A 22,414-nucleotide genomic window follows, 5' to 3' on the forward strand; every position below is an offset into this window, starting at 1 on the left:
CCATTTCATCCAGATATCTTCCCCAAATACGGCGCCAGATACCGCCCGGTATGGCTGGCCGGGTTGGCCGCCAGTTCCTCGGGCGTACCCACGCCCACCACGGTGCCGCCACCCGCGCCGCCCTCGGGGCCCATGTCGATGAGCCAGTCTGCCGTTTTGATCACGTCGAGGTTGTGCTCGATGATGACGATGGTGTTGCCCGCGTCGCGCAGCTGGTGCAGCACCTTGAGCAGCAGGTCGATGTCGGCAAAGTGCAGGCCGGTGGTGGGCTCGTCGAGGATGTAAAGCGTGCGGCCGGTGTCGCGCTTCGATAGCTCCTGCGCCAGCTTCACACGCTGCGCCTCGCCGCCCGAGAGCGTGGTGGCGCTCTGGCCCAGGCGGATGTACGACAGGCCCACGTCCAGCAGCGTCTGCAGCTTGCGCGCGATGGTGGGCACGTCCTTGAAGTAGGCGGCGGCGTCCTCGACCGTCAGCTCCAGGATCTGCGCGATGTTCTTGCCCTTCCACAGCACTTCGAGCGTCTCGCGGTTGTAGCGCTGGCCATGGCACACGTCGCAAGGCACGTACACGTCGGGCAGAAAGTGCATCTCCACCTTCACCACGCCGTCGCCCTGGCAGGCCTCGCAGCGGCCACCGGCCACGTTGAAGGAAAAACGCCCGGGGCCGTAGCCGCGCTCCCTGGCGGTGTTGACCTCGGCCATCAGCTCGCGGATGGGCGTGAACAGGCCGGTGTAGGTGGCGGGGTTGCTGCGCGGCGTACGGCCGATGGGCGACTGATCGACGTTGATGACCTTGTCGAAGTATTCGATGCCCACGATCTCTTCGTGCGGCGCAGGCTCGTCGTGCGCGCGGTACAGCTGGCGCGCCACGGCCTTGTAGAGCGTGTCGTTGACCAGCGTGCTCTTGCCCGAGCCCGACACGCCCGTCACGCAGGTGAGCAGCCCCACGGGGAAATCCACCGTCACGTCCTGCAGGTTGTTGCCCGTGGCGCCCGCCACGCGCAGCGCCTGCACGGCGCCCTGGCGCGCATGGTGCTCGGCCATGCGCTCGGCGCGGCGCTTGCGGGCCTCGGTCTGCGGAAAGCGCGACTTGGCCTTGGCCTCGACCACCGGCGCGGCCGGCTCCAGCACCGGCAGCCAGGGCGTGCGGCGCCGGGGCACGGCAATGGTGCGCGCGCCCGACAGGTACTGGCCCGTGAGCGACTGCGCATTGGCGCGCACTTCGTCGTACGTGCCCTGCGCCATCACGCGCCCGCCGTGCACGCCGGCGCCGGGGCCCATGTCGATCACCTGGTCGGCGGCGCGCATCATGTCTTCGTCGTGCTCGACCACGATCACGCTGTTGCCGATGTCGCGCAGGTGCTGCAGCGTGGCAATCAGGCGGTCGTTGTCGCGCTGGTGCAGGCCGATGCTGGGCTCGTCCAGCACATACATCACGCCCGTCAGGCCCGAGCCGATCTGTGACGCCAGGCGGATGCGCTGCGCCTCGCCGCCGGAGAGGGTCTCGGCGCTGCGGTCCAGGCTCAAATAGCTCAGGCCCACGTCGTTCAGAAACTGCAGCCGCGTGGCGATCTCGCGCACCACCTTGTCGGCAATCTCGGCCTTGGCGCCGGTGAGCTCCAGGTCGTTGAACCAAGCATGGGCATCGCTCAGCGTGGCGTGGCTCACCTCATAGATGGCGCGGGCCTGCGCCCCCTCGCCCAGCTTCACATGGCGGGCCTCGCGGCGCAGGCGCTGGCCCTGGCATTCGGGGCAGGGCTGGGTGCCGCGGTAGCGGGCCAGGTCTTCGCGCACCACCACTGAATCAGTCTCGCGCCAGCGGCGCGCCATGTTGGGCAGGATGCCCTCGAACACATGCTTCTTGACGATAGCCTTGCCCTTGGAGGCGCCGCTGTCCATGATGTAGCTGAAGGCGATTTCTTCCTCGCCCGAGCCGTGCAGGATGGCGTGCTGCACGGGCGCGGGCAGTGATTCGAACGGTGCCTCGATGTCAAACGCGTAGTGCCTGGCCAGGCTCTCCAGCATGGCAAAGTAGTAGCCGTTGCGCCGGTCCCAGCCCTTGATGGCGCCGCTGGCCAGGCTCAAGGACGGAAAGGCCACCACGCGCGCCGCGTCGAACACCTCGCGCTGGCCAATGCCGTCACAGGCCGGGCAGGCGCCCATGGGCGAGTTGAACGAGAACAGGCGCGGCTCCAGTTCGGCCAGCGCATAGCTGCACACCGGGCAGGCAAATTTGCTGCTGAACAGGTGCTCCTGCCCCGTGTCCATCTCCAGCGCCAGCACGCGGCCGTTGCCTTCGTGCCCGCCCACGCGCAGTGCGGCCTCAATGCTCTCGGCCAGGCGCTGCTGCAGGTCGGCGCGCACCTTCACGCGGTCGATCACCACGTCGATGCTGTGCTTCTCGGTTTTCTTGAGCTGCGGCAGGTTCTCGTGCTCATGGATCTGGCCGTCCACCCGGAAGCGGATGTAGCCCAGCGCCTGCATCTGCGCGAACAGCTCGGTGAACTCGCCCTTCTTCTCGCGCGCCACGGGGGCGAGGACCATGAGCCTGGTGTCCTCGGGCAGGGCCAGCACGGCATCCACCATCTGGCTCACGGTCTGCGCCGCCAGCGGCAGGCCGTGGTCGGGGCAATACGGCGTGCCCGCGCGGGCGTACAGCAGGCGCAGGTAGTCGTGGATCTCGGTCACCGTGCCCACGGTGGAGCGCGGGTTGTGGCTGGTGGCCTTCTGCTCGATGCTGATGGCGGGCGACAGGCCTTCGATCAGATCGACATCGGGCTTGTCCAGCCGCCCCAGAAACTGCCGCGCATAGGCCGACAGGCTCTCCACATAGCGCCGCTGCCCCTCGGCATACAGCGTGTCGAACGCCAGGCTGGACTTGCCCGAACCCGACAGCCCCGTGATCACCACCAGCTGGTTGCGCGGGATATCGAGGTCGATGTTCTTGAGGTTGTGCGTGCGCGCCCCGCGGATGCTGATGCGCGCCTGCGCCAGGGCATGTCCCAGGTAAAGACCCGGGGGCCCGGAAGGCTGGTCATCGGCAGGACGTTGGGGCAGGGAAGGGTTCACAGTGGGGCGCACGCCAGAAAGCAGAAAAACCCACCATGATAGTGACGCGGGGCCTTCCATGCAGGGTGCCGTCCGGGCAGCCTGTGCGCGGATCGCGGACAATCCAACGCTTTATCGCTTCTGCGGCCCAGGCCCACCGGCCCCTTTTGAGCGTGTCTGACATTACCGTGCCCCCCCCAACCTCTTCGCCCACTCCCGCAAACCCCTCCACGGCCATGACCCCGCTGGAGCGCCGCTCCAGCATCAGCCTGGCGCTGATCTTTGCGCTGCGCATGCTGGGCCTGTTCCTCGTGCTGCCGGTTTTCGCCCTGGAGGCACGCAAATACCCCGGCGGCGACGACCCCGCGCTGGTGGGCCTGGCCATGGGCGTCTACGGACTGACCCAGGCCGTGCTGCAGCTGCCGCTGGGCATGGCCTCCGACCGTTTCGGGCGCAAGCGCGTCATCGTGCTGGGCCTGCTGGTGTTTGCGGCGGGCAGCCTGCTGGCCGCGCTGGCCGATTCGCTCACCGGGCTGCTGGTGGGCCGGGCGCTGCAGGGCGCCGGGGCCGTGTCGGCCGCCGTCACCGCCCTGCTGGCCGACCAGACGCGCGACGCCGTGCGCACCAAGGCCATGGCGCTGGTGGGCGGCAGCATTGGCCTGATGTTTGCCGTGGCGCTGGTGGCGGCCCCCGTGCTCACGGCGCATATCGGCCTGGCGGGCCTTTTTGGCCTGACCTGCGCCCTGGCGCTGGCTGGCGTGGCCGTGGTGCTGTGGTGGGTGCCTGCAGAGTCGGCCGCGCACAAGAACGCGCCGCGCGGCAGCCTGGCCGATGTGTGGCGACACCCCGATCTGCTGCGCCTGAACCTGGGCGTGTTCGTGCTGCACACCGTGCAGTTGGCTATGTGGGTGGCCGTGCCCGCCATGCTGGTGCAGGCCGGCCTGACCAAAGACCACCACTGGCAGGTGTACCTGCCGGCCGTGGTGCTGTCGTTCGCGGCCATGGGCGGGCTGTTTGCGCTGGAGCGGCGCGGCCGCCTGCGCGGCGCCCTGCTGGGCGCGATTGCCCTGGTGCTGCTGGTGCAGCTGGGCCTGGGCGCGCTGGCCGCCAGCGGCACCACGCCCACGCTGTGGGTGCTGGGGCCGCTGATGTTTCTGTTCTTTTGCGGCTTCAATGCGCTGGAGGCCAGCCAGCCCAGCCTGGTGTCGCGCATGGCGCCGACACCGGTGCGCGGCGCGGCGCTGGGCAGCTACAACACGCTGCAGTCGCTGGGGCTGTTTGCCGGCGGCGCACTGGGCGGCGCGCTGGTGAAATGGGCCGGCGCGCCCGGGCTGTTTGCCGCCACCGCCGCCTTGACCGCCCTGTGGCTGGTGCTGACCTGGCCCCTGCAGCCCGTGGGGCGCAACGCCGGCGGCGGGCACTGAAATCTAGGAGCCTGCGCGGCAGAAGGGACGTCGGCTGCAGGCCGTGAGCCCAGCCCCCGGTTGCGGCACAATGCAGCTTTTTGGCGCCTGGAATTCCCTCAAATCCGGCGCTTTCACCCTTTGAAGGCAAAGACACCACCATGGCATCCATCAACAAAGTCATCATCGTCGGCAACCTGGGCCGCGACCCTGAAATGCGCACTTTTCCCAGTGGCGACCAGGTGGCCAACGTGACCATTGCCACCACCGACAAGTGGAAAGACAAGCAGACCGGCGAAATGAAGGAAGCCACCGAGTGGCACCGCGTGGTCTTCAACGGCCGCCTGGCCGAGATCGTGGGCCAATACCTGCGCAAGGGCTCGCAGGTGTATGTCGAAGGCAGCCTGCGCACGCGCAAGTGGACCGACCAGGCCGGTATCGAAAAGTACAGCACCGAAATCCGCGCCGACCAGATGCAGATGCTGGGCGGCCGCCAGGGCATGGGTGGCCAGGGTGGCGGCCACGACGACGGCGGCTACGGCGGCGACCAGGGCGGCGGCTACGAAGCCCCCCGCCGTGCCTCCGCCCCCATGCAGCAACGCCCCGCAGCCCCCGCCCCCCGGCCCGCACCCGCCCCGGTGGCGCAGGCCCCGCGCGCGGCCTCGGGGTTTGACGACATGGACGACGACATCCCGTTCTGATTCGGACAACGCTTCAGCGAACCACAAAAAAGCCTGCCAGCTTCGTGCTGGCAGGCTTTTTTTGTGGGCATCCGGCAGCCCGGAGTGACCTCTTGGCGGCAGCGCAGTCGATTCAAAAATGACAGCGATCAGCAAATGTACTGAAAGCGTCAGCAGCCATTTTCTTCAAAATTCTCACACCGACGAATCCACCGCCGCAATCACGCCTCCACCCAGGCAGACATCGCCGTCGTAGAGCACCGCACTCTGCCCCGGCGTGACGGCCCATTGCGCATCGGGAAACTCCAGGCGAAAACCGGCGCCTGCCGCGCTCACCACGGTGCAGGCCGCGTCCTGCTGGCGGTAGCGCGTCTTGGCGGCATAGGCACCGGGCGCTGGCGCCTGGCCCGCGCACCAGCTCGCGTCCTGGGCATCGAGCCCGTGCGACAGCAGCCAGGGGTGGTCATGCCCCTGCACCACGCGCAGCACGTTCTTTTCCAGGTCCTTGCGCGCCACGAACCAGGGCGCATGCTCGCCCACGCCGCGCTGGCCACGCTCCAGCGCCGCCTTCAGCTCGGCGCCCTTGGCCTTCACGCCGCCAATGCCCAGGCCCTGGCGCTGGCCCAGGGTGTAGAAGCTCAGCCCCACATGCCGGCCCAGCGTGCGCCCCCGGTCGTCCTGGATGGGGCCGGGCGCGTGGCTGATGTAGCGGTTCAAAAACTCGCGGAACGGCCGCTCGCCAATGAAACAGATGCCGGTCGAATCCTTCTTCCTGGCGTTGGGCAGGCCAATCTCTTCGGCAATGCGCCGCACCTCGGTCTTGTGCAGCTCGCCCACGGGGAACAGCGTTTTCGACAGCTGCGCCTGGTTCAGCCGGTGCAAAAAGTAGCTCTGGTCTTTGCTCGGGTCGAGCCCCTTGAGCAGCTCGAACAGACCGTTTTGCGCGTTCTGGCGCACGCGCGCGTAGTGCCCTGTGGCGATTTTTTCCGCCCCCAGGCGCATGGCGTGGTCCAGAAAAGCCTTGAACTTGATCTCGGCGTTGCACAGCACATCGGGGTTGGGCGTGCGCCCCGCCTGGTACTCGCGCAGAAACTCGGCGAACACGCGGTCCTTGTAGTCGGCGGCAAAGTTGACATGCTCGATCTCGATGCCGATCACATCGGCCACGGCGGCCGCGTCCACAAAGTCGATGTTGGACGAGCAGTATTCGCTGTCGTCGTCATCCTCCCAGTTCTTCATGAAGATGCCGACCACCTCGTGGCCCTGCTGCTTGAGAAGGTAGGCGGTGACGGCGGAGTCCACGCCGCCCGAGAGGCCGACGACAACGCGCTGTTTGGTAGGGGCAGTCATTGGCCTGATTGTATTTTTTATGCACTGGCCGCTCTGCGCGAGGGTGCTAAACGCGCAGCGGCACGGAAGGCATGTGCCCGGCAGGGCTTCCTATGAGCGGCTATCGGCCACTACCGGTCATTGGCCAGTTGTGCCGAAAGCAGCCATGGCGAACGGCGAAAGGGTTAATCTGTCGAGATCGTGATCTTGAGGAGGCGTGATGCTGCCACCCATGCTGAAAATGATTAGTCGGGCACTGACAGGTTTGCTCCTCGCAGTGTTGCTGTCTGCTTGCGCTTCTACGCCAGGGCGAGATCAACCTTTGGGATACGTCGTTTCGACAGCGTTCTCGCCTGACGGACGGACTATCGCCGCCGCCACGAACGAAGGAGAGGTGGCCTTGTTCGACGCGCAACCGTTGTTATTCAGGCGAATTTTTACCCGGGAAGTTGATAAGACACCTATTCGACGGAGCTACCTTGATGTGATTGCGTCGATCTATCGCCCAATACCACTCACTTTCTCGCCGGACGGAAGCCTACTGGCAGCGGGCACCCTTTCGGGTAATGTTGTCGTGTGGGACGTCGCTTCAGGGATGGAGAAATACCGTTCGCCGGCCGGGGGCCCAATTGTCGATCTCATCTTTTCTTCTGATGGACAAGTGCTTATCAGCGCCGGGCCGGATTTGCTCTTGTGGCCCATGAAGAATACCGGACAGGCAAGCAGGGTCCAGTTACCCCTTGGCGCCAAGGCTACGGCCACCGCCATGTCTCCAGACGGATCGGTTTTGGTCGTGGGTCTTTCCAATGGAGAGATTGCGATATTTGATGCAAAAAACTTCGTTCTGTTATACAGCTCAAAAGCACATGAAGCACCGGTTACCGGCCTGGCGTTCCAAAGACAAAGCGGAATATTTGCGAGCACGGCGGGCGGATACGATTTGCGACTCTGGCAGCGTAGTCTGGAGGGGGGCTTCGAGAAAGCCGACGATTTACCAGTTGCTGCCGCAACCAGTGCGGCTGGGACATTTGATAAAGCACAAGGTGGCGGACTACTGCTGTGGCTGCTTGGCACAATTCGAGGTTTTCAGATTGTCGGGGCTCCGACTCTAGGCGCGCCACCCCTTATCGGTGGACCTGAGTCCAAGTTTGCCAAAGCTGCGCGGACAATTCCCCCTCATTGCGGATCGCAGGTAGCGTTTTCCGCGGACGGGCGTTATCTCGCATCATCGGCAAACCTAATGATGTGCCCGGATTGCATAGGAACACTCGCACCCGCTTTTCTAATGTTCGTAACGGATCTCGATAGCGGCGCGACAACGACCGTTCGAGACTTGGGTTGCGACGTTGCGATCTCGCCGGATGGTCGGACTTTCACTACTGGCGGCCCAGGGGCTCCTCAGATTCGAGATAGCGTCACGGGGCAGCAACTACCTCGCAACTAAATGGAGCATTTCGATGTAGGTCGGCTCCTCTGGAAAACTTAAGGCTGGTTTGGGTCGAGAGCCGTCCATCCGCCATCTTCGAAATCGCCACCACCTCTGCCGCACGCCGGATCGCTCGCATCCCATCCACCCGAGCGCTGACGAACTCCCCGGAAAAACGCGCTCGACCTTTATGGGCTATGGCCGCATGGCGTGACTGTGCGACCATCCCCCCATGGAACTGCGCCAACTCCGCTACTTCGTCCGCATCGTCGAACTCGGCTCCATGGGCCGGGCGGCGCTGGACCTCGACATGGTGCAGTCCGCCCTGAGCCAGCAGATCAGCCGCCTGGAGGGCGAGCTGGCTACCCGGCTGCTGCAGCGCACCGCCAAGGGCGCGGTGCCTACCGAGGCGGGGCTGGCGTTTTTTCGCGAGGCGCAGCTTGCCCTGCGCCATGCCGACCAGGCCGCGCGGGCGGCGCAGCAGGCGCGGCTGACGGGCACGGTGAGCGTGGGCCTGTCGCCCACCACGGCCTCGGTGCTAGGGGTGCCGCTGATGCGCGCCATGCACGAGCGTTACCCCGATGTGCGCCTGCACATGGTGGGCAGCCTCTCGGGCCATCTCTCGAACATGCTCAATGCGCGCCAACTTGACCTGGCCGTATTGTTCGACACCCAGCCGGCCCGCCGCTGGAGCGTGCTGCCGCTGCTGGAGGAGCGGCTGTTTCTGATCCGGTCGGCCCGGCATGGCGTGCGCACGCCGGCACTGGTCGGCAAGGTGGCCCTGGCGCAACTGGGCGATGAACCGCTGATCCTGCCCACCGGCCCGCACGGCCTGCGCAGCCGGCTGGATGCGGCCTTTGCCCAGGCGCGCGTGGCGCCGCGCATGGCCATGGAGATCGATTCGCTGGCGCTGCTGATGGACGCGGTGGACATGGGCCTGGGCAGCACCATCCAGCCCTGGGCCGCCGTGGGCCGCTATGCCGATGCGGCAGAGCGCTTTGTGCTGGCCGAAATCGAGGACGGCCCGGCCTACCGCCCCGCCGCGCTGTGCAGCCTGTCGGACGACGAGCTCTCGCCGGCCGCCCTGGCCGCGCGCGTGGTGCTGGGCGACTGCGTGCGCGAGCTGGTGCAGTCGGGCCAGTGGATTGGTGCAAGGTTGGCCTCCCCCTGAAGCGCTGCGCGCCTTCCCCCTGGGAGGGGGACGCCACCAGCGCCCGCACCGGGTGGTGGCGGCCCTTGCGCGGTGACCGTTGGCTTGTGCCGTGCTCTGTTGAATGGCCGCAGGCCGAGATAGCCCGTTTCAGCGGCCAAGCCATCACGATCCGTGATGGGGTCATGCCGCACAACCCCTGCGCAAGCGGGGGCGTTCTTTCTACAGTCCAGCCACCTTATGACTGAAAAGAACTGCCCATGAGCCCCGACGTCCTGGTGATTGGCGGCGGCAATGCCGCCCTGTGCGCCGCGCTGATGGCCCGCGAGGCCGGTGCCAGCGTGCTGTTGCTCGAATCGGCGCCGCGCGCCTGGCGTGGCGGCAACTCGGGCCACACGCGCAACCTGCGCTGCATGCACGATGCGCCGCAGGATGTGCTGGTCGAGGCCTACCCCGAAGAAGAATACTGGCAAGACCTGCTCAAGGTGACGGGCGGCCTGACCAACGAACACCTGGCGCGCCTGGTGATCCGCGCGTCCAGCACCTGCCGCGACTGGATGCGCAGCCACGGCGTGCACTTCCAGCCGCCGCTGTCGGGCGCGCTGCATGTGGCGCGCACCAATGCCTTCTTCATGGGCGGCGGCAAGGCGCTGGTGAATGCCTACTACCGCAGCGCCGAAAAGCTGGGCGTGCAGATCCGCTACGAAGCGCCGGTGGACCGCATCGAGATCGACAACGGCCGCTTCGTGGCCGCGCATTGCACCGTCAACGGCCAGCCAGAGCGCATCACCGCCAAGGCCTGTGTGCTGGCAGCGGGCGGTTTTGAATCGAACCGCGAATGGCTGCGCGAGGCCTGGGGCCAGAACGAGCGCGGCGAGTGGCCGGCCGACAACTTTTTGATCCGTGGCACGGCCTACAACAAGGGCGTGCTGCTCAAGCATTTGCTCGACGACCATGGCGCCGACCGCATTGGCGACCCAACGCAGGCGCACATGGTGGCGATTGACGCGCGCGCGCCGCTGTACGACGGCGGCATCTGCACCCGCATTGATTGCGTTTCGCTGGGCGTGGTGGTCAACCGAGCAGGTGAGCGCTTCTACGACGAGGGCGAGGACTTCTGGCCCAAGCGCTATGCCATCTGGGGGCGCCTGGTGGCGCAGCAGCCGGGGCAGATCGGCTACTCCATCATCGACAGCAAGGCGATTGGCCGCTTCATGCCGCCCGTCTTCCCCGGCGTCAAGGCCGACAGCCTGCCCGAACTGGCGCACAAGCTGGGCCTGCCGGTGGACACCTTCATGCGCACGCTCGATGCCTACAACACCGCCTGCCGCGTGGGCCAGTTTGACCACACGGCCCTGGACGACTGCCACACCGAAGGCGTGGCGCCCGCCAAGACACACTGGGCGCGGCCCATCGACACCGGCCCGTTCTACGGCTATGCACTCAAGCCCGGCGTGACCTTCACGTACCTCGGACTGCACACCGACGACACGGCCGCCGTACGCTTCAACCACCAGCCAAGCAGCAACCTGTTCGTGGCGGGCGAGATGATGGCCGGCAACGTGCTGGGCAAGGGCTACACGGCCGGCGTGGGCATGAGCATTGGCACGGCCTTTGGCCGCATTGCGGGCACGAACGCGGCGCAGGCGGCGTTGGCATCACAACAGCCTCCAGCGCTTACACAAAAATCGCCAAAAACGACAAAACAAGGAGCAGACCATGCAATCGCTTGAAGCCCTGACGCGCGACGCCCGGGCGCTGGCGAACGGCGAGATCGTGCTGTCTGCCCCCGAAACCGAGGTGGCGCGGCAGATGCAGATCTGCAATGCCTGCCGCTACTGCGAAGGTTTTTGCGCCGTGTTTCCGGCCATGACGCGCCGGCTCGAATTCGGCAAGGCCGACATCCACTTCCTGGCCAACCTGTGCCACAACTGCGGCGCCTGCCTGCACGCCTGCCAGTACGCGCCGCCGCACGAGTTTGCGGTGAATGTGCCCCAGGCCATGGCCCAGGTGCGCGGCCAGACCTATGCCGACTACGCCTGGCCGCTCGCGCTGGGTGCGCTGTACCAGCGCCAGGGGCTCACGCTGTCGCTGGCGCTGGCGACAGGCCTGGCGCTGTTCCTGGTGCTGGCCGTGGCCTTGAAAGGCACGCTGTGGAGCGCGCCCGGCGGCGACTTCTACGGCATCTTCCCGCACAACCTGCTGGTGGGCCTGTTTGCCCCGGTGTTCCTGTTCGTGGTGTTGGCGCTGGGCATGGGCGTGCGCCGCTTCTGGCGCCACATCACGCCCGCCACCAGCGGCGCGCCTTTGGGTGCGCCCGCCGCAGCCGAAGCCACCAACGCCGTGCTGCGCCTCAAATACCTGGACGGTGGCCATGGCGACGGTTGCCACAACGAGGACGACGCGTACACGCTCGCGCGCCGGCGCCTGCACCATCTCACGTTCTACGGCTTCCTGCTGTGCTTTGCCGCCACCAGCGTGGCCACGCTCTACCACTACCTGCTGGGCTGGGCCGCGCCCTACGACCTGCCCAGCCTGCCCAAACTGCTGGGCGTGGCCGGTGGCGTGATGCTGGCGCTGGGCACGGCGGGCCTGTGGCGGCTGAACCTGCGCCGCCACCCGCTGCACGGCGATGCCGCACAAAAGCCCATGGACCGTGGCTTCATCGCCCTGCTGTTCCTCACCGCCACCAGCGGTCTGGCCCTGTGGCTGGCCCGTGGCACACCGGCCCTGGCGCTGCTGCTGTGCCTGCACCTGGGCGCGGTGATGGCGCTGTTTGCCACCATGCCCTACGGCAAGTTCGGCCACGGCATCTTCCGCACCGCGGCGCTGCTGCGCCACGCGGTCGAAAAGCGCCAGCCCAACCCCATAGGACTGGGCGCGGACTGAACGCCACCTTCATCCCCACCCAACCACGACACCACCACAACCCGAGGAGACCTTCATGAACAAACGCCAATTGCTGCGCGCCACTGCGCTCGCTGCTTCCACTTTGCTGCTGGCCGGCACGGCCAGCGCCCAGGACTTTCCGCCCAAGAAACCCGTCACGCTGGTGGTGGGCTTCGCTGCGGGTGGCGCTGCCGATGCCGCTGCACGCCTGATCGCCAAGAAGCTGGGCGAGAACATCGGCCAGTCGGTGGTGGTGGACAACAAGGGCGGCGCGGGCGGCAACATCGCCCACCAGTTCGTCGCCAATGCGGCGCCCGACGGCACGGTGCTGCTGTTCGGCTCGGTGGGGCCGCTCACCATCGCGCCGCACCTGATGAAGCTGAGCTACGACCCGTTCAAGGACCTGGCGCCCATCTCGGGCGGCGTGAACTTCCCGAACGTGCTGGTGGTGCACAAGGGCGCGGGCGTGAAGACGCTGGCAGAGTTCATCCAGCTCTCGAAGAAGAAGCCCGGCAGCGTGGACTTTGCCTCCACCGGCGCGGGCTCGGCCTCGCACCTGGCGGGCGAGCTGTTCAACCAGCGCGCAGGCGTGGACATGGTGCATGTGCCTTACAAGGGCGGCGCCCCGGCGCTGCAGGACCTGCTGGGTGAGCGCATCACCTCGTACTTTGCCGCGCCGCCCACAGCCATGCCGCATGTGGAAACCGGCAAGCTGATCCCGCTGGCCACCACGGGCCTGACGCGCCCGGCCTACCTGCCCAACATCCCCACGGTGGCCGAGTCGGGCTTTCCTGGCTTCGAGGCGCTGAACTGGTATGCCTTCGTGGCGCCGGGCAAGACACCCGTGCCGCTGCTGGACCGCTGGAACCAGGAGATCGTGAAGGTGCTTCAGGATCCCGGCGTGAAGGAAGCCCTGCTCAAGCACGGCCTCACGCCCCAGCCCACCACGCGCGCCGAGTTCACGGCCTTCATGAAGAAGGAATCGGCCCAGTGGGCCGCCATCATCAAGGAGCGCAAGCTCACGGCGGACTGATTCCGGGAGTGCAACCCGGCGCGGCCCAGGCGGCCTCGTACCCACCCAGCGGCCCCGTCAGAGGGCCGCTACGCCTTGTAAAACGCTCGCGTCGGTATGGATCAGCCCCAGCGGCGCGCGCTGCCCGGCCAGGTAGTCCTGGACGCACTGCAGCACCAGCGGGCTGCGGTGGCGGTCGGCGCTGGCATGCAACTCTTCGAGGGTCATCCACACGGTGCGCACGATGCCTTCGTCGAGCGCGCGCCAGCCATGGTGCGTGCCCAGCGTGCCGGTAAACACAAAGCGCAGGTAGGTGATGTCATCGCCCGTGCGCGTGCGCGTGAAGCGGTTCAGGTACACGCCCACCAGGGCAGCGGGCGCAAAGTCGTGGGCGGTCTCTTCCAGCACCTCGCGCGCGCAGGCGTCGATGGGTGATTCGCCCGGGTCCAGGTGACCAGCCGGGTTGTTGAGCCTGAGGCCGTCGGCTGTGTCTTCTTCGACCAGCAGAAAGCGGCCATCGCGCTCGATGATGGCGGCCACGGTGACGTTGGGTTTCCAGCGGTTTGGCATGGCGCGCATTATGACGACGGGGCATGACAGGCGCCCGATGGGCGCGCCAAGGTGCTTTTTAGCGCGCCGCAGTTCAGTGCGATGCGCTGGGCGGCTGCACGAAGTCTTCGAGCGACAGGCCCTTCTCCTGGAGCAGCGCCTCCAGCACGGGCTGCAGGCGGCCCAGGCTTTCTTGCACGGCCTCGCGCACGGTGTCCACCACCACCTGCGTGCTGCGCTCGATCTCGATGTTCAGGCGGTCGCCCACTTTCTTGCTTTCAAACACGGTGGCGCGGCGCGTCTCGGGAATCATCCAGATCTCGAACCAGCCCTCGGTGCGGTTCACCTCGGCCACCGTGAGGCTGGCGCCGTGGATGGCGATGTAGCCCTTGGCAAAGATGTAGCGGCGAAACGCCTCGGGCACGGCGATGCGCCACACCAGGTTGTTGTCGAACTCGCGGCGCGCGATGAGCGTGCCGGTGAAATCGACGTGGCCCGACAGCGGGTGGCCGCCGATCTCGGCGCCTTCCTTGGCCGCGCGCTCCACGTTGACGCGGTCGCCTGGGGCATAGCTGCCCAGCGTGGTGATGTTCAGGCTTTGTTGCATCACGTCGAAGTCGGCCTGCGTGGGCGAGAGGATTTCGGTCACCGTCAGGCACACGCCATCGGTGGCCACGCTGGCACCAATGGACAGGTCCTGGCAGAAGCCCTCGGGGAAATCGAGCGTGAAAGTGCGCAGGCCTGCGCGGTCATGGATGGCGGCGATGCCCGCCGTGGCTTGGACGATGCCTGTGAACATGGTGGCGCGGCTTGTGGAGCGTTGGAGGGGAACGGAGAATTTTGCCACCCGCAGCGTTCACAGGTCACCATGGGGTTGAAACCTGCATGCGTCCCGCTTTCAGGTGAGTCGTACAAGTTCAGAGCGCAAAAAACGGGCGCAGCCCAAGGCCAGGGCAGCCGAGCGAGGGCTGCGTCCCCCTGCCCGCGCGCAGCGCGAGAGCGGGGGGAAAACGCGGGGGGTGTCACTTCATTTCGCTCGGAGCAGTTCGCCCACTTCGAGCAGCACCAGCTCGTTGTCATCCGCCTGGTTGGGCTCGCGACTGGAGCTGAAAGGCAGGTTGTTGTCGTTGCCCACCACGATGTGGGTGCTGTCCACGATGTCCACGTTCTCGATGGTGAAGAACGGGAAGGTCAGCACGCCGTTGTTTAGCGGCTTCCGGGCCAGGCGCTGCGGGTCCTGGATGGCCATGAGGTCGATGTAGCCCACCTTGCGGATCTCGCCGCCCACATTGGCGTCACTCATTTCCACCTTGTAGATGCGCTTGAACCTGGCGAGGTCGTGGAAGCAGTCGGCGCGCTTGTTGTCTGCGGGGCAGGCCTTGTCGGCCGTGCCTTCGCCGTTGTCGCGCTCGATGATGAGGCCCGTGCTGGCGTCGATCATGTTGAAGTCTCCGATGGCGTGGTGGTTGGCCTCCAGCACGTACTTCCAGTGGCGGCCCGTCCACTGCTCGGACTTCACGTCGAACTCCAGCACGCGCAGGTACTGCTTGCCGCCCAGGTTTTCGTAGGCCTTGGCCTCTTCGTTCCACAGCGCGCCTTCGAGCAGCGCGTAGAGCTTGCTGCCATCCCTGGAGGCGGCCATGCCTTCATAGCCCTTGGAGCGCTTGACCTCGAACGCCGTGGGCTTGGCGTCGGGGGCGCCGGGCATCAGCACGCCGGGCGCATCGGGCGAGCGCACCAGCTTGCCGTCCACCTGGGTCTCGAACACGGCCAGCACCTTGCCGTTCAGGTCGGCCTTGATGAGGAAGGGGCCAAACTCGTCGCCGATCCACAGCGCGCCACCGGCGAACTGGAAACTCTCGGGGTCGAAGTCGGCGCCCGTCAGGTAGCGCTTGTCGGTGCCTTCGTGGGTGATGCGAAACGGCACTTTCTTGTCAGGGTCGTGCAGGAAGACGGTCTTGAGGCGGTGGAACTGGCCGCTCTTGAAATCCACGGTGTAGTGGCTCAGGTGCAGCATGAAATCGGGCGAGTTGGCCTTGGAGCCCGCGCCGTTGTCGGTCAGGATCCAGAACGACCCGTCGGCCATGCGCTTGATGCCCGAATGGCCCTGCAGCGGCTGGCCCTTGAACGGCAGCGCGATGCCGGTGGGTCGGCCGACCGACTTGCCTTCCACGCTGGCCAGCTTCTCGACGCGGCTGCCGGTGGTGAACTTGCCGCTGGTCTGCAGGTCCGCCGGCGCGGCCTTGGGCGCGGCAATCAGCGAGAGGGCGGGCAGCACGGCGTGGCCCACCAGCGTGGCGGGATAGGCCTGCTGGGCCAGGGCGGCAGAGGAGGCTGCGCACAACAGTGCGGTGCAGGCGGCCAGGGAAGTGATTCGGAGCATGGTGGCTATCGGCGTGGATGAAGCCGCAACGATGCCGGGGCCACATGACCCGCCCGTGAAGGCGCCATGACACTGGCATTACGCGCCACGAATGCCGTTGCGTATCAAACACGCATGGCCCGCGCCATAGCAGGCCTGCTGCGCGGCCGGAGCACCCTCAAGGTCGCGGTGCGCGAGGGCGCGCAGGTGCACCGGGGCGCAGGGAACGCAGAAAGGGACATCACCGCGGCCTGCAGGCACAAGGCAGGCAATGGATTGTCGGGCAAGGACCGCCCGCTCGTCGCGGGTGCAGCGCGCTGGACGCGCAGGGAGAGAGCGGGATCAGGCGGCCTGCACGGCGGCAGGCAGGCCCCAGGCGCTGGCGGTCACGGTCAGCACGGCGGCAATGGTCGCGTTCAGGGGCGCAAGGGAAAGGATCGGCATGGCAACGGCAGTCAGGCAACAGAACAATGCCGCAACGATAGCCACCGGCTGTGACGCGGGGATGACATGGTTGCGCGCAAGAGATGACGCGCGGCACGCCCTTGTGCAGGGGCATTGCGGGCACGTCACACGGCCGTCATGCAAGGGCAAAACACTGCGCCTTCGTTGTTTCAAGTCGTCACATTACGGAAGACCCGCCATGCCCCTGCACATCCCGTTTGTATCGCCCCGCCGTCCGCTGGCCCTGGCCCTGATGGGCGCGCTCTCCCTGGGCCTGGTGGCCTGCGGCGGCAGTGACGATGCGCCCGGCTTCAAGGCCATCGAGCTGAACATTGCCCACATCAACGACCACCACTCGCAGCTCGACGCGTTTGCCACCACCGAACTCACCCTCGACGGCCTGGCCACGCAAGTGGAGCTGGGTGGCTTTGCGCGCCAGACGGCGCTGTTCAAGTCGCTGGCCGGCACGCCCAACCTGCTCAAGCTGCACGCGGGCGATGCCATCACAGGCTCGCTGTACTACACCTTCTTCAAGGGCAAGGCCGATGCGCAGATGATGAACAGCATCTGCTTTGACGCCTTCATTCCGGGCAACCACGAGTTTGACGACGGCGATGGCGTCTTCAAGGGGTTTCTGGATGCCCTGGCCGACCCGGCCAACGGCGGCAACTGCAAGACGCCCGCGCTGTCGGCCAACATCGTGCCGCAGGCCGGCACGCCCCTGGCTCCGGCAGGCGCCCCGGCCTACCTGCAGCCCTACACCATCAAGAAGATCGATGGCGTGGACGTCGGCATCGTGGGCCTGACCATTGCCGGCAAGACAACCACCTCGTCGCGCCCGCTGGCCACCACCCAGTTCCTGGATGAAGCCGCCTCGGCGCAAAAGGCGATCGACGAACTCAAGGCCAAGGGCGTGCGCCACATCGTGCTGCTGTCGCACCTGGGCTACGACAACGACAAGCAGATCGCCGCCAAACTGACCGACGTGGACGTGGTCATCGGGGGCGATTCGCACACCCTGCTGGGCGACTTCAAGGCCGTAGGGGTTGCATCCGCCACCGGCACCTACCCGACGGTGGTGACCAACCGATCGGGCGAAACGGTGTGTATCGGCCAGGCCTGGGAATACGCCAAGGCCTACGGCCTCATGAACGTGAAGTTCAACGACCAGGGCAGCGTCGCCAGCTGCGGCGGCAAGACCCAGCTGGTGATTGGCGACAGCTTCAAGCGCAAGGACAGCGCCGGCACCTGGCAACCGCTGGCCGATGCCGATCGCGCGGCACTGGTCAGCAAGCTGGCATCCAGCGCCAACGTGAAGGTCGTGACACCCGACGCCACAGCGACGCAGACGCTGTCCTCCTATGCCTCTCAGGTCACTGCCCAGAAGGCCATCCCCATCGGCACGGCCAGCGAAGCCCTGTGCCTGATGCGCGTACCCGGCGGCTCCAACAGCCGCAACACGGGTGTGGCGGGCTGCGAAACCGCCAACACCCTGGCCCGTGGCAGCGATGCCGCCCAGGTGGTGTCAGAGGCCTTCCTGCGCGCCAGCAAGCGCGCTGACTTTGCGCTGCAAAACGCCGGCGGTGTGCGCACCCCGATTGCCGCCGGCACGCTGAGCATGAACACGGCCTTCACGCTGCTGCCGTTCACCAACGTGCTGGTCGAGATGGACCTCAAGGGCTCCGAAGTGATTGCCGCCCTGGAAGACGGCGTGGCCGCCCATCTGGACGCCGCCGTGCCCTCGGACGGCGCGCACCCCTACGCCGCCGGCCTGCGCTGGGACCTGGACATGAGCAAGACCAAGGGCCAACGCTTCAGCAACGTGCAGGTGCGCAGCAAGACCACGGGTGCCTGGACCGCCATCGACCCGGCCCATACCTATGTGCTGGTGACCAACGACTTCGTGGCCGCAGGCGGTGACGGCTATGCCACGCTCAAGCCGATCTACGCCGCAGGCCGTTATGTCAATACCTACCTGCTCTATACGCAGAGCTTTGTGGACTATGTGATCGCCCAGGGCACCATCGCCCGCCCCGCGCCGGGCGATTACTCGCACCAGAAGGTCATCACCAAGGCGGGCGTGGCGCTGCCCTGAAGCCGCCCGGCGTGGCATGCGCGCGCCTGTGGCCCGCCGCGCATGCCACGCACCGAACCCGGGGGAAAGCCACGCCACCACCAGCCCCGCGCCATTCCCGCAGGTAAAGGCCTTTCGCACACAGAATATCCCGACCAGTCGCCGATGCCCAGCCTTTATGCACAGGCCAAGCCACATCGGAAGCCACCATGCCAGACCGCTGAAAATGTAATTTTTGAGTAACACTCACGCAGTAGCGTGTTACCTTCTACAACGATGGGGGCACAAAATGCGCTTTGCTCTGACTGTCATAGCTGCTTCAACGATTCTGGTTGCCTGTGGTGGCGGAGGGGGGGGCTCGGCAGGAACGCCTCCCGCCCCCTCGACAGCAACGCAGGCCACCATCACGCCCGCCAACTATGTGGCCGTGGCCCAGGAGGCCTTGTCTTCGAACTCCTTCTTGCTGGAAGCCACCAGCCTTGTCGTGGGTGCGCAGGTCAGCGACTCCAGCACGCTGATCCGTTTCGGCCAGAGCCAGCTGTCCAAGACACCGGGCCGCATCGCAAATGCTTCGGTGCAAGCCGTGGGCGCCACGCAGACCTTCACCGAGCAATGCGCGGGTGGCGGCACTCTGACTGTTGTCGAGAACGATCTCAACGGCAACCAGCAGGCCGACGCGGGTGATTCCGTTGCGTTGACGGCAAACAACTGTTCATTCGACGGCCAGGTGCTGAACGGGCAACTGAGCGTGACCTTGATTAGCGCGGCGGGCAACTTTGAAAGCGGTTATCCATACACCCTGTCCGGTACCCTCAGCTTCAACAACCTGACGGCGCAATCCTCCACCACACGCGTTGCCGCCAATGGCAGCATGACGATGAACATCGATGCACGCAGTGACGTCGACCAGTCTCTCGCGCTTGCCATTGACAGTTTTGCAATCAGCAGGACCTACGCGGGCGTCACATCCAGCCAGACCCTCACGAAATACGACACATCGCTCAAGGTGAGCCCCGCTGGAAGCGGTGCCAACTGGACCTCTTCCTTCCGTGGCACCCTGGCCAGCTCGGTCATCGACTCCAAGGCTGTCAGCATCGACACGCCGGTGGCTTTTGTGCGCTCCAGTAGCCAGACTTACCCGGCCAGCGGTCAGGCGACCATCCTTGGCGCGGCAGGTTCCAAGGTGAGGGTAACGGCGACCAGCGCCACCGACGTGACCATCGACCTCGATGCGGACGGCAATGGCACCTACGAGACGACCGTGACCAAACGCTGGAACGAAATCCTTTAAGAATGCTAGCCACCCACCATCGCGGCAGGACAACCTGGCGGAGGTTGGTATGGGCCTGCTTGGTGGCTATGCCCGGCACTGCGGCTGCCGTGGACTGCGGGGCGCCCAGGTTGGGGGCCCTGGCCGGCGCGGAACGAAGCCAGTGGGAAGAATTCGACGCGCAGGGAAGATCCTTGGTACGTGAGCAAGGAACCCTCAAGGTCGTTGGCCTGCAAATGGCGGGGCAGTGCCGCACACTGGACTGGTCCGTGCACTGGACACTGAGCCGCGGTGAGCGCGATTACGACGGCCTGACCAGCACCCAGGCACCATTTCAAACCCACAGCCGCCTGCAGGCTCAGCACCTCGCGGTGCATGCATGGCTACCCATGAATGCCGGTTGGTCCATGGGTTCACAACTGGGTTATCGACATACCGAGCGCGACATCGCCGGCAAGGGCAATGTGCTCGGTTATCCCGAGCGTTTTGGCTACTGGCAGGCCGCGCTGGGTGCGCGCTACCAGGCGGGGCTGGGTGAGCGTGTGCGCCTCACGGCATCTACCTGGCTGGGCGGCGGGCCGGGTGGGCACGTCAAGCTGGATTTGCCCAGTGCCGACCCGGTGAGTCTGAAGCTTGGAAGCAACCGCCTGCTGGCTTTGGCCCTGGAGCTGGAGGGCGGGGAGGCAGCAACCCAGCCTGGATGGTCATGGCAGGCCGGCATGTCTTTTCGGCGCGAACAGACCAGCGCAGGTACGGCCAAGGCCCTGTTACGCAACGGCATACCCGTGGGAGCGGCCTTGCAACCGCGTTTTGTGCAGCGCCATTGGGGCGGCACCGCGCGCGTCACCTATCGCTTTTGACGACGCGGATTTCAAAGCACGGAAAACACCTCGCATCGCCACATGTGCGGCGCGCAGTGCCGGGATCACGCGCGGCAACCGCGCCAATGTGGCAAGCCGGTGGGCAGTTGGCGCCCTACCGCGCCACCGCCAGTCCCGCGCCATGCCCGCGCGTGAAGGCCTCTTCGAACACCGAATACCCCGACCAGTCACTGTGCGCAAACGCCAGCCGCGCCGTGGTGGGCGTGGGCAGCCAGGCAGTTCGATCACCATGGGATCGCTGGTTGCGCGTATTGGACGGGCGCTGCAGGCCCATCTGGCTTAAAAAACCCAGCACACCCGGCGTGGGGATGGCCATGGCATGGCCGTAGCGGGTGATGTCGATGCGCGTGGCGCGGCGCGGCAGGTCGGGGTGGGGGCCGCTCAAAGCGGCCAGCGCAGCCTGGGCCCAGTGCGTCCAGGGCTGGTTGGCCAGTTGCGCGCGGCCCTGCGGCACATCGCCCAGGGCCTGGTAGTAGCTGAGCACGGTGGGCCCGGCGAGCACGGCGCGGGGATCCAGGCGCTGGTGGCCGGCGTCCACATAGCCCAGGCCGCCGGGGTTGGTGTCGCCGTAGAGCACGTTGTCCCACGCGGGCGCGGCGCCGGGGCGGTCGGCCAGCGGTGCATCGATGTGGATATTGGCCACCAGCCAGGGCGCCCACTGCAGGCGCCGCGCGGCCTCGCGCAGGAAAGCCGGAGGCTGTTGCACCACGCGCGCGGCCACCATCACCGGCAGCGCCACGATGCAGCGCTGCGCCTGCCAGCGCTCCACGCTGTCGGTGGCGTGGTTGTAGGCGTCCACCTCCACGCCGTGGCGGCCCTCGGCGATGCGCAGCACGCTGCAGGCAGTGCGCAGCTGCCCGCCGTCCTGCAGCGGCGCGGCCAGGCGCCGGGTGAGCCAGCCATTGCCCTCGGGCCAGGTGAGCACGCCCTCGCGCTCCTCGGGCGCGGCATCGCCCGGCGCATGGAAGCCGTGGCGGCTGGCGAAGTAGTGGATGCCGGCCCAGGCCGACACACGCGCCGTGCCGGCGCCGTAGTCGTCGCGGCAGCAGTAGTCGAGGTACCAGCGCAGGTGCGGGTCGTCCAGGTTTTCGCGCACCAGCCATTCACCAAAAGTGATAGCATCCAGCGCCTTCTGGACAGGCGCAATAGACCTTTTTGAGTCAAAACTCTTGAGCATGGGCATGGTGAAGCGCGCGGCCTGGCCCAGCGCCTGCACCCGCTCGGCAAAACGCCGGTACTGCGCCAGCGTGGCCGCGCCCACGCCCTGCACGGGCAGCAGGCCCTCTTGCCACTCGCCCTCGAAGAACAGGCGCTCCTGCGGGCTGTGGCACAGGTGGCGCTCGTCGTAGCGCCAGCGCCCGGCCACGCGCTGGCGCAGGCCCAGCTCTTCCAGCAGGTTCTGCACCTCGCGCGCGTCGTCGCCAGGCACGGGCAGGTAGTGCGCGCCCAGCGGGCAAGCAATGCCGTTCACCTGGCCGCCGCGGCTGTTGCCGCCGGCCTCGTCTTCCAGCTCCAGCAGGGCGAAATCATGAACCCCCGCCAGCCGCAGCGAGCGCGCCGCCGCCAGCCCGGCCACGCCGCCGCCCGCGATGACGACCTGCGTGCGGCGCACCAGGGCAGGCGCGGGCAACGTGCCGGTGGTCAGCAGGTCGCGCAGCGCATGGCCGCGCGCCATGTCGATGCCGGTGAAGCCGCCTTCGAGCGTGCGCGGTACCTTGTCACACCCCGCCGACAGCAAGGCAGCCGCCGCCGAGGTGGCAGCCGTGGCTAGGAAATGGCGGCGTTGCATGGGGCTTGATTCTGCGCCGGTGATACAGCGCAGCGCACGCAACGGGCACGCTCCAGACCCGTGCCGCCGGGGGACCGGCTTGGCCGGGCCAGTGGTGGCGTCACACTGA

Annotated in this window: 16 protein-coding genes; 10 read left to right on the forward strand and 6 right to left on the reverse strand. The window is 66.6% G+C overall.

Annotated elements, in window-relative coordinates; translation table 11 throughout:
* Nucleotides 1-5: 5 nt before the first annotated feature.
* On the reverse strand, nt 6-3,128 hold the full coding sequence (gene uvrA, locus K225_RS0105955) for an excinuclease ABC subunit UvrA (protein ID WP_369794836.1): 3,123 nt from the start codon (nt 3,126-3,128) through the stop codon (nt 6-8).
* A 155-nt stretch (nt 3,129-3,283) separates the two neighbouring features.
* On the opposite strand from uvrA, the gene K225_RS0105960 reads away from it, so the two are divergent.
* The gene (locus tag K225_RS0105960) at nt 3,284-4,471 is read left to right on the forward strand and encodes an MFS transporter (protein ID WP_026435566.1); all 1,188 of its coding nucleotides are present in this window, start codon (nt 3,284-3,286) and stop codon (nt 4,469-4,471) included.
* 140 nt (nt 4,472-4,611) lie between these two features.
* Complete coding sequence (gene ssb, locus K225_RS0105965) at nt 4,612-5,151, forward strand: single-stranded DNA-binding protein (protein WP_026435567.1); 540 nt, start codon at nt 4,612-4,614, stop codon at nt 5,149-5,151.
* A 174-nt stretch (nt 5,152-5,325) separates the two neighbouring features.
* On the opposite strand, the gene mnmA is transcribed toward ssb, so the two are convergent.
* Nucleotides 5,326-6,480 carry a tRNA 2-thiouridine(34) synthase MnmA gene (gene mnmA / locus K225_RS0105970; RefSeq protein WP_026435568.1) on the reverse strand — a complete coding sequence of 385 codons (1,155 nt, stop codon included), beginning with the start codon at nt 6,478-6,480 and terminating at the stop codon, nt 5,326-5,328.
* A 379-nt stretch (nt 6,481-6,859) separates the two neighbouring features.
* Between mnmA and K225_RS22125 the strand changes: the two genes are divergently transcribed.
* The 5 genes from K225_RS22125 to K225_RS0105990 all read left to right on the forward strand — a co-directional run bounded on the left by K225_RS22125 (nt 6,860) and on the right by K225_RS0105990 (nt 12,957).
* Nucleotides 6,860-7,903, forward strand: a complete 1,044-nt coding sequence (locus K225_RS22125) for a WD40 repeat domain-containing protein (RefSeq protein ID WP_162143881.1) — start codon at nt 6,860-6,862, stop codon at nt 7,901-7,903.
* Nucleotides 7,904-8,117: 214 nt separating this feature from the next.
* Nucleotides 8,118-9,056, forward strand: a complete 939-nt coding sequence (locus tag K225_RS0105975) for a LysR substrate-binding domain-containing protein (RefSeq protein ID WP_026435569.1) — start codon at nt 8,118-8,120, stop codon at nt 9,054-9,056.
* 239 nt (nt 9,057-9,295) lie between these two features.
* Nucleotides 9,296-10,768 carry an FAD-dependent tricarballylate dehydrogenase TcuA gene (gene tcuA, locus K225_RS0105980; RefSeq protein WP_026435570.1) on the forward strand — a complete coding sequence of 491 codons (1,473 nt, stop codon included), beginning with the start codon at nt 9,296-9,298 and terminating at the stop codon, nt 10,766-10,768.
* The gene (gene tcuB, locus K225_RS0105985) at nt 10,755-11,924 is read left to right on the forward strand and encodes a tricarballylate utilization 4Fe-4S protein TcuB (protein ID WP_026435571.1); all 1,170 of its coding nucleotides are present in this window, start codon (nt 10,755-10,757) and stop codon (nt 11,922-11,924) included. The genes tcuA and tcuB overlap by 14 nt, the downstream gene beginning before the upstream one ends.
* 55 nt (nt 11,925-11,979) lie before the next feature.
* Nucleotides 11,980-12,957, forward strand: coding sequence for a tripartite tricarboxylate transporter substrate binding protein (locus K225_RS0105990; RefSeq protein WP_026435572.1), 978 nt, complete (start codon nt 11,980-11,982; stop codon nt 12,955-12,957).
* A gap of 57 nt (nt 12,958-13,014) precedes the next feature.
* Here K225_RS0105990 and K225_RS0105995 read toward each other — a convergent pair whose 3' ends face one another.
* The 3 genes from K225_RS0105995 to K225_RS0106005 form a co-directional block, all read right to left on the reverse strand.
* Entirely contained in the window at nt 13,015-13,506 is a 492-nt protein-coding gene (locus tag K225_RS0105995; RefSeq protein ID WP_026435573.1) for an NUDIX hydrolase, read from the reverse strand.
* 73 nt (nt 13,507-13,579) lie between these two features.
* Complete coding sequence (locus K225_RS0106000) at nt 13,580-14,284, reverse strand: riboflavin synthase (protein WP_026435574.1); 705 nt, start codon at nt 14,282-14,284, stop codon at nt 13,580-13,582.
* A gap of 228 nt (nt 14,285-14,512) precedes the next feature.
* Nucleotides 14,513-15,868: an esterase-like activity of phytase family protein gene (locus tag K225_RS0106005; protein WP_026435575.1), complete on the reverse strand. Its 1,356-nt coding sequence runs from the start codon at nt 15,866-15,868 to the stop codon at nt 14,513-14,515.
* A gap of 622 nt (nt 15,869-16,490) precedes the next feature.
* Here K225_RS0106005 and K225_RS0106015 point away from each other — a divergent pair.
* From K225_RS0106015 to K225_RS0106030, 3 genes are all read left to right on the forward strand, one after another.
* A complete protein-coding gene (locus K225_RS0106015; protein WP_026435576.1) occupies nt 16,491-18,386 on the forward strand; it encodes a bifunctional UDP-sugar hydrolase/5'-nucleotidase in 1,896 nt (631 codons plus the stop codon).
* Between the two features lie 268 nt (nt 18,387-18,654).
* Nucleotides 18,655-19,656, forward strand: a complete 1,002-nt coding sequence (locus K225_RS0106020) for a hypothetical protein (RefSeq protein ID WP_155885232.1) — start codon at nt 18,655-18,657, stop codon at nt 19,654-19,656.
* A gap of 248 nt (nt 19,657-19,904) precedes the next feature.
* Nucleotides 19,905-20,495: a hypothetical protein gene (locus K225_RS0106030; protein ID WP_162143882.1), complete on the forward strand. Its 591-nt coding sequence runs from the start codon at nt 19,905-19,907 to the stop codon at nt 20,493-20,495.
* Nucleotides 20,496-20,610: 115 nt separating this feature from the next.
* On the opposite strand, the gene K225_RS0106035 is transcribed toward K225_RS0106030, so the two are convergent.
* Entirely contained in the window at nt 20,611-22,305 is a 1,695-nt protein-coding gene (locus K225_RS0106035; protein ID WP_026435579.1) for an FAD-dependent oxidoreductase, read from the reverse strand.
* Between the last annotated feature and the right edge of the window lie 109 nt (nt 22,306-22,414).

The sequence above is a fragment of the Acidovorax sp. JHL-9 genome, from assembly GCF_000426205.1.
In the GTDB taxonomy this organism is placed as follows: domain Bacteria; phylum Pseudomonadota; class Gammaproteobacteria; order Burkholderiales; family Burkholderiaceae_C; genus Acidovorax; species Acidovorax soli.

What these genes read in the sequence shown, in the direction of transcription:
- K225_RS0106000 (WP_026435574.1), bottom strand. Translation starts at nt 14,284, where the DNA reads ATGTTCACAGGCATCGTCCAAGCCACGGCGGGCATCGCCGCCATCCAT.
- tcuB (WP_026435571.1), top strand. Translation starts at nt 10,755, where the DNA reads ATGCAATCGCTTGAAGCCCTGACGCGCGACGCCCGGGCGCTGGCGAAC.
- K225_RS0106020 (WP_155885232.1), top strand. Translation starts at nt 18,655, where the DNA reads ATGCGCTTTGCTCTGACTGTCATAGCTGCTTCAACGATTCTGGTTGCC.
- mnmA (WP_026435568.1), bottom strand. Translation starts at nt 6,480, where the DNA reads ATGACTGCCCCTACCAAACAGCGCGTTGTCGTCGGCCTCTCGGGCGGC.
- K225_RS0105995 (WP_026435573.1), bottom strand. Translation starts at nt 13,506, where the DNA reads ATGCCAAACCGCTGGAAACCCAACGTCACCGTGGCCGCCATCATCGAG.
- uvrA (WP_369794836.1), bottom strand. Translation starts at nt 3,128, where the DNA reads ATGGAAGGCCCCGCGTCACTATCATGGTGGGTTTTTCTGCTTTCTGGC.
- K225_RS0106015 (WP_026435576.1), top strand. Translation starts at nt 16,491, where the DNA reads ATGCCCCTGCACATCCCGTTTGTATCGCCCCGCCGTCCGCTGGCCCTG.
- K225_RS0105975 (WP_026435569.1), top strand. Translation starts at nt 8,118, where the DNA reads ATGGAACTGCGCCAACTCCGCTACTTCGTCCGCATCGTCGAACTCGGC.
- ssb (WP_026435567.1), top strand. Translation starts at nt 4,612, where the DNA reads ATGGCATCCATCAACAAAGTCATCATCGTCGGCAACCTGGGCCGCGAC.
- tcuA (WP_026435570.1), top strand. Translation starts at nt 9,296, where the DNA reads ATGAGCCCCGACGTCCTGGTGATTGGCGGCGGCAATGCCGCCCTGTGC.
- K225_RS0106005 (WP_026435575.1), bottom strand. Translation starts at nt 15,868, where the DNA reads ATGCTCCGAATCACTTCCCTGGCCGCCTGCACCGCACTGTTGTGCGCA.
- K225_RS0105990 (WP_026435572.1), top strand. Translation starts at nt 11,980, where the DNA reads ATGAACAAACGCCAATTGCTGCGCGCCACTGCGCTCGCTGCTTCCACT.
- K225_RS0105960 (WP_026435566.1), top strand. Translation starts at nt 3,284, where the DNA reads ATGACCCCGCTGGAGCGCCGCTCCAGCATCAGCCTGGCGCTGATCTTT.
- K225_RS0106035 (WP_026435579.1), bottom strand. Translation starts at nt 22,305, where the DNA reads ATGCAACGCCGCCATTTCCTAGCCACGGCTGCCACCTCGGCGGCGGCT.